The 14,748-nt window shown below is 31.1% G+C and carries 15 protein-coding genes; all 15 read left to right on the forward strand.

Annotated features, from left to right (window positions below):
* Positions 1-5 precede the first annotated feature (5 nt).
* The 15 genes from xerD (at position 6) to FD36_RS02380 (ending at position 14,739) form a co-directional block, all read left to right on the forward strand.
* Positions 6-893, forward strand: a complete 888-nt coding sequence (xerD, locus tag FD36_RS02310) for a site-specific tyrosine recombinase XerD (RefSeq protein WP_014082036.1) — start codon at positions 6-8, stop codon at positions 891-893.
* Positions 894-903: 10 nt separating this feature from the next.
* A complete protein-coding gene (locus FD36_RS02315) occupies positions 904-1,266 on the forward strand; it encodes a hypothetical protein (protein ID WP_056957780.1) in 363 nt (120 codons plus the stop codon).
* Positions 1,253-1,972 carry a segregation and condensation protein A gene (locus tag FD36_RS02320; RefSeq protein ID WP_156843282.1) on the forward strand — a complete coding sequence of 240 codons (720 nt, stop codon included), beginning with the start codon at positions 1,253-1,255 and terminating at the stop codon, positions 1,970-1,972. Before FD36_RS02315 ends, FD36_RS02320 begins: the two co-directional genes overlap by 14 nt.
* A gap of 3 nt (positions 1,973-1,975) precedes the next feature.
* Positions 1,976-2,551, forward strand: coding sequence for an SMC-Scp complex subunit ScpB (gene scpB / locus FD36_RS02325; RefSeq protein ID WP_056957782.1), 576 nt, complete (start codon positions 1,976-1,978; stop codon positions 2,549-2,551).
* Positions 2,544-3,275, forward strand: coding sequence for a pseudouridine synthase (locus FD36_RS02330; protein WP_056957783.1), 732 nt, complete (start codon positions 2,544-2,546; stop codon positions 3,273-3,275). The genes scpB and FD36_RS02330 overlap by 8 nt, the downstream gene beginning before the upstream one ends.
* A 20-nt stretch (positions 3,276-3,295) precedes the next feature.
* Entirely contained in the window at positions 3,296-4,339 is a 1,044-nt protein-coding gene (locus tag FD36_RS02335; RefSeq protein ID WP_056957784.1) for a helix-turn-helix domain-containing protein, read from the forward strand.
* Entirely contained in the window at positions 4,329-5,747 is a 1,419-nt protein-coding gene (locus FD36_RS02340) for a RecQ family ATP-dependent DNA helicase (protein WP_225362002.1), read from the forward strand. The genes FD36_RS02335 and FD36_RS02340 overlap by 11 nt, the downstream gene beginning before the upstream one ends.
* A 52-nt stretch (positions 5,748-5,799) precedes the next feature.
* The gene (locus FD36_RS02345) at positions 5,800-6,372 is read left to right on the forward strand and encodes a LysM peptidoglycan-binding domain-containing protein (RefSeq protein WP_056957786.1); all 573 of its coding nucleotides are present in this window, start codon (positions 5,800-5,802) and stop codon (positions 6,370-6,372) included.
* Positions 6,373-6,392: 20 nt separating this feature from the next.
* A complete protein-coding gene (gene cmk / locus FD36_RS02350; RefSeq protein ID WP_056957787.1) occupies positions 6,393-7,073 on the forward strand; it encodes a (d)CMP kinase in 681 nt (226 codons plus the stop codon).
* 90 nt (positions 7,074-7,163) lie between these two features.
* Entirely contained in the window at positions 7,164-8,378 is a 1,215-nt protein-coding gene (rpsA, locus tag FD36_RS02355) for a 30S ribosomal protein S1 (protein WP_056957788.1), read from the forward strand.
* A 65-nt stretch (positions 8,379-8,443) separates the two neighbouring features.
* Positions 8,444-9,751, forward strand: coding sequence for a ribosome biogenesis GTPase Der (gene der, locus FD36_RS02360; RefSeq protein WP_056957789.1), 1,308 nt, complete (start codon positions 8,444-8,446; stop codon positions 9,749-9,751).
* A 186-nt stretch (positions 9,752-9,937) separates the two neighbouring features.
* Entirely contained in the window at positions 9,938-10,213 is a 276-nt protein-coding gene (locus tag FD36_RS02365) for an HU family DNA-binding protein (protein WP_056957790.1), read from the forward strand.
* A gap of 64 nt (positions 10,214-10,277) precedes the next feature.
* Positions 10,278-11,540 (forward strand): tetratricopeptide repeat protein, encoded by a 1,263-nt coding sequence (locus FD36_RS02370; protein WP_056957791.1) that lies wholly within the window; start codon positions 10,278-10,280, stop codon positions 11,538-11,540.
* Between the two features lie 84 nt (positions 11,541-11,624).
* Positions 11,625-12,836, forward strand: coding sequence for a CCA tRNA nucleotidyltransferase (locus FD36_RS02375; protein ID WP_056957792.1), 1,212 nt, complete (start codon positions 11,625-11,627; stop codon positions 12,834-12,836).
* 7 nt (positions 12,837-12,843) lie between these two features.
* Complete coding sequence (locus tag FD36_RS02380) at positions 12,844-14,739, forward strand: ABC-F family ATP-binding cassette domain-containing protein (protein ID WP_056957793.1); 1,896 nt, start codon at positions 12,844-12,846, stop codon at positions 14,737-14,739.
* Positions 14,740-14,748: the final 9 nt, after the last annotated feature.

Below are 14,748 nucleotides of genomic sequence, written 5' to 3' on the forward strand. Positions count from 1 at the left end.
ATAAAATGCAAGACCAAATCAATGATTATTTGCATTATTTATTAGTTGAACGTGGATTATCAAATAATTCAATTAAAAGTTATCAACAAGATTTAAAACAATTTATGGTTTATTTGAAGGATAACCATTATGAAGAATTTAGTAGTATTGATCAATATACAATTTTAAGTTATTTAGAATTTGAAAAAAACTCTGGAAAAGCACGTAATTCTGTTATTAGACTAGTATCGACACTTAGAAAATTTTTCCAATATTTAAAACGATTTAATAAAATTAAAGAAAATCCGATGAACCGTATTGATACTCCTAAAAAGGGTTCACATTTGCCGGCAGTTTTAAATGATAACGAATTATCAAAGCTAATGAGTATTCCTGATTTTAATAATAAGTATGGGATTCGGGATCGTACCATTCTTGAAACTCTGTACGCAACGGGATTACGTGTCTCGGAATTAGTTAATTTGAAATTAGCTGACTTACATTTGGAAATGAATTTAATTCAAACGATTGGTAAGGGTGATAAGGAAAGAATTGTTCCAATCGATGATGTTGCAATTAATTGGTTAAATAAGTATTTAAATCAAGTTCGTCCGGTTTTATTAAAAAATAGAACATCAAAATATGTATTTTTAAATGCCCATGGATCGAAAATTAGTCGGCAAAGTGTATGGAAAAAAATCAAGGGATATGTTGTAATTGCTGATATTCATAAAGATGTAACACCACATACACTTCGGCATACTTTTGCTACGCATCTTTTAGAAAATGGTGCTGACTTAAGAACTGTGCAAGAATTGTTAGGACATTCTGATATTTCAACAACCCAAATTTATACCCATGTTTCTCAAGAACATTTGCGGCAGGAATATCAAAAATATCATCCCAGAGCATAGGAGAGTTTTTATGTTATATCGTTATCAAAAAGAATATGAAAAAATTGTGTTGGGAATTCTATCATTATCGCAAGAGCGCAGTAATTTAGAATATTTAAAGCAAGAAATCGATTGGTATTGTGCTTCTGACAATCGAAATCTTTTCATTTGGAAAGATCAGTTTAATAACTGGGCCGGTGTAATTGGAGTTGAAACAAAATATGATTTTATTTTATTACGTCGCATTACGCTTACTCCTGATGTAAATACAATGTTTAATATTTTTCATGTTTTAGATAATCTACAAACAATTTATCCTGACAAACAAATTGTTGGGACTCTAAAGAATAAGCTTATTATTGCTAAATGGGAGCGTAATAATGAACAACGATGAAATTAAAATTCATCTAAATGATTTTGATGGTCCTTTAGAGCTTTTATTACATTTAATTAAGCAGTCTAAAATGGATATTTATGATATTAATATTAAAGATATTACGTCACAATACGTTAATTTATTGAATAAAATGAAAAAGTTAAATATTGATATTGCAGGTGAATTTTTTGTAATGGCGGCAAACTTAATGAAAATTAAGTCTCAAATGCTGTTGGCCGAAGAAACCGAGCAAGAAACTGAAGAAGATCCGCGTGAAGATTTAGTTGCTCAGTTAATTGAGTACAAAAAGTATAAGCGTGCTGCTTTGGTTTTAAAGCAAAAAGAACGAGAAAGAAATCATTTGCACTCACGTGGTATTTATATTAATCGCAATGAAATTTCCATTGAAGAAGATGAGTTTCAAATATCGTTATTAAAAAATGCTTGGGAAAAATTAATTCGTAGGAAAGCAATTACACAAGATGCGCCTGTTGGCAAAATTAATGAATGGAATTATGAAATTCCTAATCAAATGGAATTAATCGAAAATAAATTAAAAGACAGTTTGAAACATGAAATTAAATTTTGTGATCTTTTAAAAAGTAATGCACCACTTGAGGAATTAGTAACTGACTTCTTAGCTTTGTTAACGCTTATTAAACAAAAAAGAGTTTGGATTATGCAAGTAAAAATTGATGATGACATTATAATAAAGGGTGTTTAAAGAATGTTGATTAAAAAAATTGAAGCTTTGATTTATATTTCTGGTGATTTGGGAGTTTCGGTCAAGGAACTCGAAAAATTAATTGATGCACCTAAAGCAGCAATTCGTGAAAATTTAATTAAACTTCAAGAAGAATATCAAAAATATGATTCGGCTCTGGAAATAATTCAAAATGGAGATACTTTTCAACTGGTTACAAAAATTGAATATAATGATTTAATTCAAAAATATATTAAAACGGATGAAAATCTTTTAAGTCAAGCCGCTCTAGAAACCTTAACAATCATCGCATATAAGCAACCGCTAACTAGAGTGATGGTAGATGATGTACGAGGAATTAATAGTTCCGTTTCAATTCGCAATTTATTGAATTTAGGTTTAATTAAAGAAAGTGGAAAAGTTGATGAGCCCGGTATGCCGTCTCTCTATCGAACCACTGACTTATTCTTAAAGGCTTTCGGATTGAATAATATTAAACAATTACCTGAATTAAATGAAAGTGAAAGTTTTAACCAACAAAAAGAAGAAATTTTTAACCATAATATTGGTTTATTAGAAAATGAGGTAAATAATGAGTGATAGATTACAAAAAGTGATGGCCCATTCTGGGGTTGCATCGCGTCGTGCTTGTGAAAAGTTAATTGAAACCGGTCATGTTCGAGTAAATGGAAAAGTAGTAAATACTTTAGGGGTTAAAGTTTCTCCTGCAGATCGAATTGAGGTTGACCACACCACAATTAAAACTGAAGAATTAGTTTATTTTGTTTTAAATAAGCCTAGGGAAATTATTACCTCATCTGATGATGAAAAAGATCGTAAAACTGTATTAGATTTCTTTAAACATAAAGTTTCAGAACGAATTTATCCAGTGGGTCGGTTAGATTATGACACCAGTGGTGTATTACTGTTGACAAATGATGGTTCTTTGGATTTTAAATTAACTCATCCTAAACATCAAATAGATAAAGTTTATATTGCAAAAGTAGACGGAATTCCTGATGAAAAAGATCTTAATCAACTTCGTAGGGGAGTTAAGTTAGAACGTAATTTGAAGAGTGCACCTGCAGAAGCGAAAGTGATAAAAAAAGTAGGTGAAGATGAAGGAAATTCATTGGTTGAATTAACAATTCATGAAGGACGAAATCACGAAGTTAAGAAAATGATGAGTAGTATTGGGCATCCAGTTGAAAAATTAAAACGAATTTCTTTTGCAGGAATTCAAGCTGATAATTTAGAAGTTGGAAAGTGGAGACCACTAAAAAAACGTGAAATTAGAGATTTGTTTGAATTGGTTAATGATTAAGAAATGAGCTGATATATTCGATGAAATTAAATGAAGAGCTTGCTTTATTTTTGTTAGATAAACATCAGCCAAGAAGAAAAAGATTGTTAGAAAATTTGTTGGTTGAAAAAAAAACGGTTGCTACAATTTATTGGGCTTTAAGATATCAAATTCTTGGTTATTTGGGGTTGGGCCGCTACATGGAAATAACTAAGTTAGATTTTAATAATTTAGAGAAGCAAAAATTAGTAATAAAAGATGAAAACCAAGCTTATGTATTAACTGATAAGGGATATATTCTAAGAAGTAAAATACTAGGTGATAATTTAAAATTCAATTGGCAACGTAATTTTCAATCATTTAATTTTATGCGCTTTAAATCTCGTTTATTACTTTTCATTCAAGTTATTTCTGAATATCAACACAATCAACGAAAATATTATCCAGTCAATGTATCAGATAGTGAAATGAATTTTGTTAAATATTATTTTAAAAAAATTGATAGAGAATCAATTGCTTTTAGTTTAAAAAATGAGTTATTAAATTTTTTTAGTGTGATTAATAACGAAAATCTAGCTAATCAATTAGCCAATGAATTAGTTGGCTTTCAAAAAAATGGACGGACTTTATTTCAATTAGCCAATGAATTTGATGAATCTTTAATTAAAGTATATTTATCTGATATTGACGTTATCAGTCAGTTAATTGATTTTGTTGTTAACAATCAAGAATCAGTTATTTTTCCTTTGTTAAAAGGTTTACACCAAAATGTAGTAAGTAATAGCGCAATTATGACCTTTAACCAATATTTGATTAATCATGATATATCTAAAGTGGCATTGAAACGTCACTTAAAAGAATCCACAATCTATGAGCACTTGTTGGAAATTGCAATTTATTTTCCAATTAATAAATTTCCCTATTCCGACTTTATTAATGATGTACAAATCGAAGAATTGAAAGAGCAATTAAGTGATGATATTGATAAATGGAATTACGAGAACTTAAGCCTTAAACAAAGTTTATCTTTTTTTCAGTTTCGGCTTGTGGAAATTTATTTAACTAAGGTAGGCAATGATGAATAAAACGAACGTTAAACAAATATTAAAGAAAAGATTTGGTTTTGATTCTTTTAATCCAGGACAGGAAGAAACAATTCAAGCTCTTCAATCGGGTAAGAACGTTTTATCGATTTTACCTACTGGAGCGGGAAAGAGTTTAATATACCAAATTTACAGTTATTTGATTAACAAACCAATTGTCATTGTTTCTCCCTTATTATCATTAATGAATGATCAAGTTGAAAGAATTCGTTACCTAGGGTCTTCTAATGTAGTTGCGATTAATTCTGAACACGATTGGAAAGAACGAAAGTCCATTCTGTCTAATTTAGAACATTATCGCTATATTTTCATTTCACCTGAAATGTTAAATCAAAAAAAAATAAATCAAAGTTTAGCAAAGTTAAATATTGGTTTATTTGTAGTAGATGAAGCTCACTGTATCTCTAAATGGGGTATTGACTTTAGACCAGATTATCTTAGTTTGAAAAGTAATTTAAAGAAATTAGGAAATCCTCAAACGTTAATGCTAACGGCAACTGCTTCAAAAAAAGTTCAAGATGATATTATTAAAAAAATAGGGATTGATAATTGTAGCAGAATTATTGAATCAGTTAACCGTCCTAACATATTTTTAGCTGTTCAAAAAACTGAAACAGAAATGGATAAGCAATCAAATTTAATTTATTTACTAACTAAATTAAAAGGACCCGGTATTATTTATTTTTCTAGTAAGAAAATGGCAAACTTAATGTCTGATATGATTAATTTGAAAACCGAACTAAAGTCCGCCCCTTATCATGCAGATTTAAGTAATAGTGATCGTTTTAAAATTCAACATCAATTTATGGATAATGAGTTAGATGTTGTCTGTGCAACTAATGCTTTTGGAATGGGAATCGATAAATCAGATATTAAATTTGTAATTCATTATCATCTACCTAAAGATTTAGAAAGTTATGTGCAAGAAATTGGACGAGCTGGTCGAAATGGTCAACCTAGTATTGCAATATTAATGTACTCTGATGGTGATGAACAAATAGCACTTAATCTGTTGGAAAGTTCTTTTCCAACAGAACGTGATTATGAAAATTATAATAAACATAAATTTAATTATCTTGATGAACAAACCAAAAGACTATTAGATTTTTACTATCAACATGGTTATTCTGAGTCTCAAATTAAACAAATTTTTAAAGAAAATCACAGTTTGAAAGTTAAAAATTTATATAAACTAGTAGATTATATTAATAATGTTGGTTGTCGTAGGAAATTTATTCAAGCTAATTTTGATGAAAACTTTGATATGCATGATGACGATTGCTGTGATTTTCAACATGATCAAATTGATTTAACACCATATGAGTATTTTATTACGCAACCTACTAATGAAATTTCGGACTGGAAAAGTATAATTAATCAATTATTTTAAAAAAATTAAATGATATAATTAAGAAAATAATAATTGGAGGATTTAAATTACTATGGATAAAAATGGAAATAAAAAACCATGGGAAAATTCTTTTTCTGATGATAATGCTCAAGAAGAAGGGGACCTTTCAAGAATTGCATTGAGAAAGCAAAAGGAAAATTTTAAGTTGATTTTGGCTGTTTTAGTTTCAATTGTAGCTTTAACTGCAATTTTTTCATTAGTTTTTGGAATGTCAAAACAAAATGATGTTCAACAATATCAATCAATTTCTAAGAAAAAGACAAAAAAGGTTACTAAGCCAAAGAAAAAGGTTACTAAACCCCAAAAAAATAATGAATCAAAACATGATACTGAACAAAACACAAGTCAAAACACAAGTCAAAACACGAATGAAGCTCAGACGACAAGTAATGACCAAGAATCGAGTGGAGAACAGAATCCAAACGATACCAACCATGATACATCGCAAGATAAAGACAATGCAGAGTATGTAACCGTTAACCAAAGCGAGGGAATTTATCGTTTAGCAACAAATGCTGGAATTAGCGTTAGCCAACTTCAAGCATTAAATGGTTTAAATGAAAATAGTGTTATTACTCCTGGACAAAAACTAAGAATTAAATAAAAAATATAGGGATTGATATAATGCATAAAAAGGGATTACAAGTAGCAATTGACGGGCCTGCATCAGCAGGGAAAAGTACAGTAGCTAAAATAGTAGCAAAAAACTTCAATTATATATACGTTGATACAGGAGCTATGTATCGTTCTATCACATATAAGGCAATCCAAAGTAATATCAATTTAAATGATGAAAATAAGATTGTTGAGTTACTACATAAAACTAAAATAACTTTTACCCCAGGAAATCCAGTTCAACATGTATTCATTGATGGTGAAGAAGTTACAGATAAAATTAGATCTGAAAAAGTTACTAATAATGTTTCAACAGTTGCTGCACTTCCTCTAATCCGTAGAGACCTTGTTAAACGCCAACAAGAGATTGCAAAAGATGGTGGAGTAATTATGGATGGTCGTGATATTGGCACAACGGTTCTTCCAAACGCAGATTTAAAAATATTTTTAATTGCAAGTGTTAAAGAACGTGCCGAACGTCGCTACATAGAAAATCAGAAAAAAGGTATTAATGTAACACTCGAAGAATTAAAAAAAGAAATTGAAGTCCGTGATTATAAAGATTCACACCGGAAAGTCTCACCTTTAAAAAAAGCTAAAGATGCAATTGAAATTGATACTACTTCATTGTCAATTGAACAGGTATCTGATAAGATTTCCAGTTTAATTAAAAAAAGAATTCAAAAATAAAAAAATTATTACAACAGTCGTATTTTACTGGCATTTTATCGCTATATAGGCTAAAATGATAATAGAGTAGTTTCAAGGAGGAAATGTTTGATGAGTGAAAATGAAAACAAACAATTATTAGATGCACTTAATAATATTAAAGAAGTCAATGTGGGTGATGTTGTTACTGGTGAAATTTTAGCAGTAGATAACGATTCACAATTGATGGTAGGAATTGATGGTGCTGGTGTTGAAGGTGTTATTCCAAGCAAAGAAGTTTCTGCTACCATGGAAAGTAATCCAACTGATAAATATAAAGTTGGAGACACCGTAAAAGTTGTCGTAGTTTCAAAAATCGGTGATGATAAAGAAGGTGGAAGTTACCTCCTTTCAATCCGTCGTCTCGAAGCTCTTAAGGTTTGGGATGAAATTAAAGAAAAAGCTGATAAAGGTGAAAATATTACTGTTAAAGTTACCCGTCCTGTACGTGGTGGTTTAGTAGTAAATGCTGATGGTGTTCGTGGATTTATTACAGCTTCAATGATTACTGATCATTTTGTTAGCGATTTAAATCAATACAAAGGTGCAGAATTAGAAGTTAAGATTATTGAAGTTGTTCCTGAAGATAATCGTTTAATTCTTTCACATCGTGCTGTTGCTGAAAAAGATCGTAAAGAAGCAAGAGAAAAAATCATGGGTAGCCTTAAAGTTGGCGATATTGTTGAAGGTAAAGTTGCTCGTTTAACTAACTTCGGTGCTTTTGTTGATCTTGGTGGAATTGATGGTTTAGTTCATGTTTCTGAAATTTCATATGATCATGTAAGTAAACCAAGTGATATTCTTAAAGTTGGTGAAGACGTTAAGGTTAAGGTTCTCGCAATTGAACCAGAACGTAATCGTATCTCATTATCAATCAAACAATTACAACCAGGTCCCTGGGATGACATCGAAGAAAAAGCTGCTGTTGGTAGCATATTAGATGGTACTGTTAAACGTCTTGTTGACTTTGGTGCATTCGTTGAAGTTTTACCAGGTGTTGAAGGTTTAGTTCACATCTCACAAATTTCACACAAGCATATTGACAAGCCAAGCGATGTACTTAAATCTGGTGAAAAGATTCAAGTTAAGGTTCTTTCAGTTGATCCTGAAGAACATCGTTTAGCATTATCAATGAAAGCCTTGGAAGAAGCTCCTAAAGAAGAAAACAAGAAGGCTCCTAAAAAGAATGTTGATGATAATTCAACTTCAAATGCTCCTGAAGAAGAAAGTGGTTTCACTTTAGGTGATATTTTAGGAAAAGACATTGATAACGATTCAGAAGAATAGTTTTTCATAAAAAATCCTTCATTAATTTGGGGGATTTTTTTATTTTAGAAGGAGAGGTGAATTATATGGCACAGCCTACTGTAGCAATTGTTGGTCGTCCAAATGTTGGTAAATCAACAATTTTTAATCGTGTTGCTGGGGAAAGAATTTCAATTGTTGAGGATACTCCAGGTGTAACTAGAGATCGTATTTATTCTCACGGAGAATGGTTAGGACACAATTTTAATTTGATTGATACTGGTGGAATTGAAGTTTCTGATCAACCATTTATCAAACAGATTACAGCCCAAGCTGAAATTGCGATTGATGAAGCAGATGTCATAATTTTTATGGTTAATGGTAAACAAGGTATTACTGATGCTGACGAACGTGTTGCACAAATACTATATAGATCAAATAAACCAGTTGTTTTAGCAGTTAATAAAATAGATAACTTTGAAAGTCGCGCTGATATTTATGATTTTTATTCATTAGGTTTTGGCGATCCATATCCAATCTCTGGGGCTCATGGTCTTGGATTAGGTGATTTGTTGGACGAAGTTATTAAAAACTTTCCCGAAGCTCCAGAAGAGAAAAAAGATAATAGTATACGCTTTAGTTTAATTGGACGTCCTAACGTTGGAAAATCATCATTAGTTAACGCATTTTTAGGGGATAATCGAGTAATTGTTTCTGATGTTGCTGGAACAACTCGGGATGCAATTGATTCTAAATTTGTTCATGACGGACAAGAGTTTACAATTGTTGATACTGCGGGAATTAGAAAACGTGGTAAGGTTTACGAGAAAACTGAAAAATATAGTGTTATGCGAGCAATGAAGGCTATTGATGAAAGTGACGTAGTTTTAGTTGTACTTAACGCTGAAGAAGGTATTAGAGAGCAAGATAAACGGGTTGCAGGATATGCTCATGAAGCCGGAAGAGGAGTTATTATTGTTGTTAATAAGTGGGATGCCCTTAAAAAGGATAATCACAGTCAACAACAATTTGAAGCTGCTATTAGAGCGGAATTTCAATATCTTGCTTATGCACCGATTGTTTTTGTTTCTGCAAAAACAAAACAACGTTTGTCGCAATTGCCTGATTTAATTGAAAAGGTTAATACAAATCATAAGAAACGGATTAGTTCATCTACTCTTAACGAAGTTATTATGGATGCTGTCGCAATGACTCCAACTCCAACAATTAAAACTCGTAAACTTAGAATTTATTATGCTACACAAGTTGCAACACAACCACCTGCAATTGTTCTTTTTGTTAATGATCCAGAACTATTACATTTTTCATATCGTCGTTATCTAGAAAATCAAATTCGTAAAAATTTTGATTTTACAGGTACTCCAATCAGAATAATTCCAAGAAGTAGAAAATAATAAACTTTTTTAAATAAAAAATCGAAATTGCTGAAGTAATTCATCGAAATAGCGTTGCAATCGTATTTTTGGTGTGATATCTTTAAGTACGAGATAGTCTTTAGATTATTTCATAGTTCCGATACATAATTTAAGGAGCTTACAAGTTGATGTTCATCTGAACATTTATCAGGAGGTGAATCACTCATGGCTAACAAAGCAGAATTAGTAGATGATGTTGCAAAAACAACTGGTTTAACTAAAAAGGATGCTACTGCAGCTTTAGATGCTGTATTTGAAGCAATCCAAGATCAACTTGCTAAAGGCGAACGTGTTCAATTAATCGGTTTTGGTAGTTTCGAAGTACGTCAACGTGCTGCCCGTAAGGGACGTAACCCACAAACTGGTAAGGAAATTGAAATCCCTGCAAGTAAAGTACCTGCCTTTAAACCTGGTAAAGTTTTAAAGGATGCTGTTAAATAATTTTGACAGTTAAAACCGGTTCGCTTAAGCGAGCTGGTTTTTTTGTTGGAGGAGAGAATTAACTATGAGCAATTCAGAAAAAGCGTTAGAAGCCTTACAAAACAATGATTTAGATGAATATCAAAAGAATTTAAAAAATGCTTTAGATCAAGATAATGATGATATGTTATTTTCATTAGCTGAAGAACTTTACTCACTAGGTTTTTCTGATGATGCTTTAAAAATTTATCGTCAATTATTAAAAAAATATCCTGATGAAGATGAAATTAGAACTTATATTGCTGATATTTTAATTGCTAAGGATGATACTGATGGAGCTTTAGAAGTACTAAACGAAATCAAACCAGACTCAAGCTATTACATTAATGCTTTGTTGGTAGAGGCTGATTTATATCAAACCCAGGATTTATTTGTAGTTAGCGAACACAAACTAATAGAAGCTGAAAAATTAGCTCCTGATGAACCAATTGTAAAGTTTGCTTTGGCTGAGCTATATTATTCTGAAGGTAAGTATGAAAGTGCAATTAAACTCTACCTTAATTTAATTAAACAAGGACAATTATCAATTTCAAATGTTAATTTAGTTGAACGTCTTGGAGTTTCTTATGCACACGTGGGTAATTTTGAAAATGCCATTGGCTATTTAGAACAAATTAAACCAATTGACATGACCCCAGATGTTTTATTTGAAACGGGATTTACTTATTTGCAATTAGGTAATTATGCAAAGTCTATTGAAATTTTTGAAATGCTTAGAGATACTGATAATCAATATGCTTCTTTATATATTTATTTAGGAGAGGCATTTGAAAAAGACAATAAGCCAGAAGACGTTTTAAGAACTTATCAAGAAGGTTTAAGCGTTGATGAATATAATGTAATTCTTTATCTTAAAGCTGCTGATATCGCTGCTAAATTAGGTAAAATGGATCTTACAGTTAAATATCTAGAAAAAGGTAATCAAGTTAATCCAGACAATATGGAAGTAGTCACCAAATTATCTGAAATCTATGTTAAAGATGGACAATTTGAAAAAGATGTTGATTTCTTATCTGATTATCTTTCTGATAATAATTTGGTTCCTCAATTGTATTGGGACTTAGCAATTTCTTATGATCATATGAATAAAATTAAGCAAGCTAGTGAAAATTATCAAAAAGCAGCTATGAATTTGAAAGACAATCCTGATTTTTTGAAAAATTATATTTTCTTTTTACGTGAGAACGGAAAAGTTAATGAATCGATTGAATTTTTGAAACAATATGTAAATTTAGTTCCAGATGATGACGAAATGGTTTACATGTTACAAGATTTGGAAACAAAATAAAATCCAAAGAACAGTCTAAATTAATATTTGGGCTGTTTTTTTAAGGTATAATAAAGTGACAAGCTAATGAAAGAGGGATATAAAATGAAAATTGAAAATTTGCCGTCAGAATTTATTGACGCCAGAAAGGTCCTTCAAGTAATTGAACAAAATGGATTTGAAGCATATTTTGTTGGTGGGAGCGTGCGTGATACCTTATTGAATTTGCCAATTCATGATGTAGATATGGCCACATCTGCCTATCCAGCAGAAATAAAAAAAATTTTTAAACGGACGATTGATACCGGAATTGAACACGGTACTGTAACAGTGATGTTTGATCATAAGGGATTTGAAATTACGACTTTTAGAACTGAAAGTGGATATCAAGATTTTCGTCGACCTGATAAGGTAACCTTTATTAGATCTTTAAAAGAAGACTTAAAACGGCGAGACTTTACGATTAATGCCTTCGCGATGAAAGAGAATGGTGAGGTAATTGATTTATTTAATGGCATGAAAGATTTACAGCATCATTTAATTCGTGCCGTTGGTGATGCAAATCAACGTTTTAACGAAGATGCGTTACGCATGATGCGAGCTGTCCGTTTTGGTAGTCAATTAAATTTTAAAATTGAAGAAAAAACCTTTGCTGCAATTAAAGCAAACTGTCAGCTGCTTAAAAAAATTGCAATTGAAAGAATCAACGTAGAGTTTATCAAGATGATGTTAGGAATTTCACCATCACGAGGGTTACAAGAAATTTTAGGAACTGATTTGTTTGAATATGTTCCTTTCTTTAATCAATATCTTTCCGAATTAAAACACCTAGCTAATTTGGATTTAAGTAATCATCTAACTAATGAAATTCAAGTTTGGTCTCTATTGGCTTTTGAACTAAACTTAAAACAATCCCAAATCAGAAAAATGATGAAATTGTGGAAATGTTCTAATAAAATGACTGAAAATGTTTTACAAGTTGTTAAAGGAATTAAAATGTTGCAAAATAAACAAATAGTTTCTCTATTTATTTATCAAATTGGACTAAATAATCTTTTAAATGCTAATCATGTGATGGAAATCTATGGACTTAATCAAGGAGAAGAAGAATTAGAAAATGCCTTTAATAGCCTGCCAATTAAACAAAAAGCCGAATTAAACGTTAATGGTGGTAGCTTAATAAAAGCTGGATTTAAGCCAGGTCCCCAACTAGGTAAAGTATTAAATGACTTAGAATTAATGGTAATTAATGGGGAAGTCGAAAACGACCAAATTACATTAATTAATAAGGCCAAAGAATTAGCAAACGAAAATTGAGGTAGTTATGGTAGAAACTTTACGAGCAGATAAATTAACAAAAACATATGGTGAAAAGGTTCTATTTAAGAATCTTGACTTTATTATCAATGAAAACGATCGAATTGGTCTAATTGGTACCAATGGTAGTGGTAAATCATCATTACTGAATGCCATTGCAGGAACTGATCATGATTTTACTGGCAATATTATTACGTCTAAAGCTTATCGAATTGGTTATTTACAACAACAACCTGATTTACCAGAAGATATGACAGTAATGGAATCAGTTTTTGCTGGGAAACAAAAAGTTTTTAAAATTATTAGACATTATGAAGATGCCTTGAATGATTATTCCAATCATCCTGATAATCAAGAATTTGAACGGCGTTATTTAGCTGCTGAGGCTAAAATGAACGAAGGTGATGCTTGGAATACTGAAAGTCGAGTTAAGACAATTTTAACTCAGCTAAAGATTACTAATATGGATCAGAAAATTGGTACAATGTCTGGTGGGCAACAAAAACGAGTTGGCTTAGCACAAGTACTAATTCAATCTCCTAATTTACTTTTACTTGATGAACCAACCAATCACTTAGATTTTGACTCAATTGATTGGTTGGAACAATATTTATCTAGCTACAAGGGTTCATTGATTGTTGTAACTCATGATCGTTATTTCTTAGATCAGGTTTCAAATCATATTTGGGAATTGTCGTTTGGGAGCTTGTATGAATATCCTGGTAATTATCAAACATATGTTGCCAAAAAGGCAGAATTAGTCGATGAACAGTTGGCTACCAGTCATAAAGAACAACAATTGTATAAACAAGAGCTCAAATGGATGAAAACTGGGGCAAAAGCTCGTTCGACTAAGCAAAATGCTAGAATTGAGAGATTTAACCAACTTGAAGACAAAGTCAAAGAAGGAACACCACTTGATGGTGAACTTGATATTGCAATGGGACAACAACGACTTGGTAAAAAAGTAATTGAAATTAATCATGCAAGCCTTGAAATTGCAAATAAACCAGTCCTTCGAGATTTTAGTATGTTAATTCAAAATGGACAGCGAATTGGAATTAGTGGTGAAAATGGTGCCGGTAAATCATCATTACTGAATGCTATTGCCGGCATACTACCAATTCAATCGGGATCGATTGAAATTGGGGAAACTGTAAAAATGGCCTATTACACACAACAAATGGAGACCATTCCAGAAGATAAACGAGTCATTAGCTATTTAACTGATATTGGGCAGAATATTGTTGATGCAGATGGCAACAAAATTAGTGTAACCAACTTATTAGAACAATTTTTATTCCCTAAATTTATGCATGGAACTTTGATTCGGAAACTTTCTGGGGGAGAAAAACGTCGTCTCTATCTTTTAAAATTATTGATGGAACAACCAAATGTTTTGCTTTTGGATGAACCTACCAATAACCTTGATATTGCTACATTAACTGTTCTAGAAGATTACATTAAGCATTTTAATGGGACAACCATTACTGTGTCACATGATCGTTATTTCCTTAATAAAGTTGCTGATCGTCTTTTAATTTTTGAAGGAAATACTAAGATTGAACGATATAATGGGATTTTTACAGATTATCTAAGCAGTAAAAAAGAAAAAAAAGTGCGTAATGAAACAAAGGTAAAATCAGATAATAAAGTTGAAGCAAGATCTAATTCAACGAAAAAGAAAACTAAGCTTACTTATGCTGAAAAAATTGAATTTGATGGCATTGAAGCAAAAATTGAAAAGAATGAAAATGAAATTAAAAAGGTCACAGAAGAAATGCAAAATAATGGCGAAGATTATAATAAATTAGCTGAATTACAACGAAAATTAGATGATTTAAACAAAGAATCAGATGATTTGGTTGCTCGTTGGGAATATTTGAGCGAATTTGCTGAATAATAATTAGGA

Origin of the sequence: Fructilactobacillus sanfranciscensis DSM 20451 (assembly GCF_001436035.1) — a bacterium.
Classification (GTDB): Bacteria; Bacillota; Bacilli; order Lactobacillales; family Lactobacillaceae; genus Fructilactobacillus; species Fructilactobacillus sanfranciscensis.

What these genes read in the sequence shown, in the direction of transcription:
- FD36_RS02320 (WP_156843282.1), top strand. Translation starts at nt 1,253, where the DNA reads ATGAACAACGATGAAATTAAAATTCATCTAAATGATTTTGATGGTCCT.
- cmk (WP_056957787.1), top strand. Translation starts at nt 6,393, where the DNA reads ATGCATAAAAAGGGATTACAAGTAGCAATTGACGGGCCTGCATCAGCA.
- der (WP_056957789.1), top strand. Translation starts at nt 8,444, where the DNA reads ATGGCACAGCCTACTGTAGCAATTGTTGGTCGTCCAAATGTTGGTAAA.
- FD36_RS02380 (WP_056957793.1), top strand. Translation starts at nt 12,844, where the DNA reads ATGGTAGAAACTTTACGAGCAGATAAATTAACAAAAACATATGGTGAA.
- FD36_RS02340 (WP_225362002.1), top strand. Translation starts at nt 4,329, where the DNA reads ATGATGAATAAAACGAACGTTAAACAAATATTAAAGAAAAGATTTGGT.
- scpB (WP_056957782.1), top strand. Translation starts at nt 1,976, where the DNA reads ATGTTGATTAAAAAAATTGAAGCTTTGATTTATATTTCTGGTGATTTG.
- FD36_RS02315 (WP_056957780.1), top strand. Translation starts at nt 904, where the DNA reads ATGTTATATCGTTATCAAAAAGAATATGAAAAAATTGTGTTGGGAATT.
- FD36_RS02365 (WP_056957790.1), top strand. Translation starts at nt 9,938, where the DNA reads ATGGCTAACAAAGCAGAATTAGTAGATGATGTTGCAAAAACAACTGGT.
- xerD (WP_014082036.1), top strand. Translation starts at nt 6, where the DNA reads ATGCAAGACCAAATCAATGATTATTTGCATTATTTATTAGTTGAACGT.
- FD36_RS02330 (WP_056957783.1), top strand. Translation starts at nt 2,544, where the DNA reads ATGAGTGATAGATTACAAAAAGTGATGGCCCATTCTGGGGTTGCATCG.
- FD36_RS02335 (WP_056957784.1), top strand. Translation starts at nt 3,296, where the DNA reads ATGAAATTAAATGAAGAGCTTGCTTTATTTTTGTTAGATAAACATCAG.
- FD36_RS02370 (WP_056957791.1), top strand. Translation starts at nt 10,278, where the DNA reads ATGAGCAATTCAGAAAAAGCGTTAGAAGCCTTACAAAACAATGATTTA.
- FD36_RS02375 (WP_056957792.1), top strand. Translation starts at nt 11,625, where the DNA reads ATGAAAATTGAAAATTTGCCGTCAGAATTTATTGACGCCAGAAAGGTC.
- rpsA (WP_056957788.1), top strand. Translation starts at nt 7,164, where the DNA reads ATGAGTGAAAATGAAAACAAACAATTATTAGATGCACTTAATAATATT.
- FD36_RS02345 (WP_056957786.1), top strand. Translation starts at nt 5,800, where the DNA reads ATGGATAAAAATGGAAATAAAAAACCATGGGAAAATTCTTTTTCTGAT.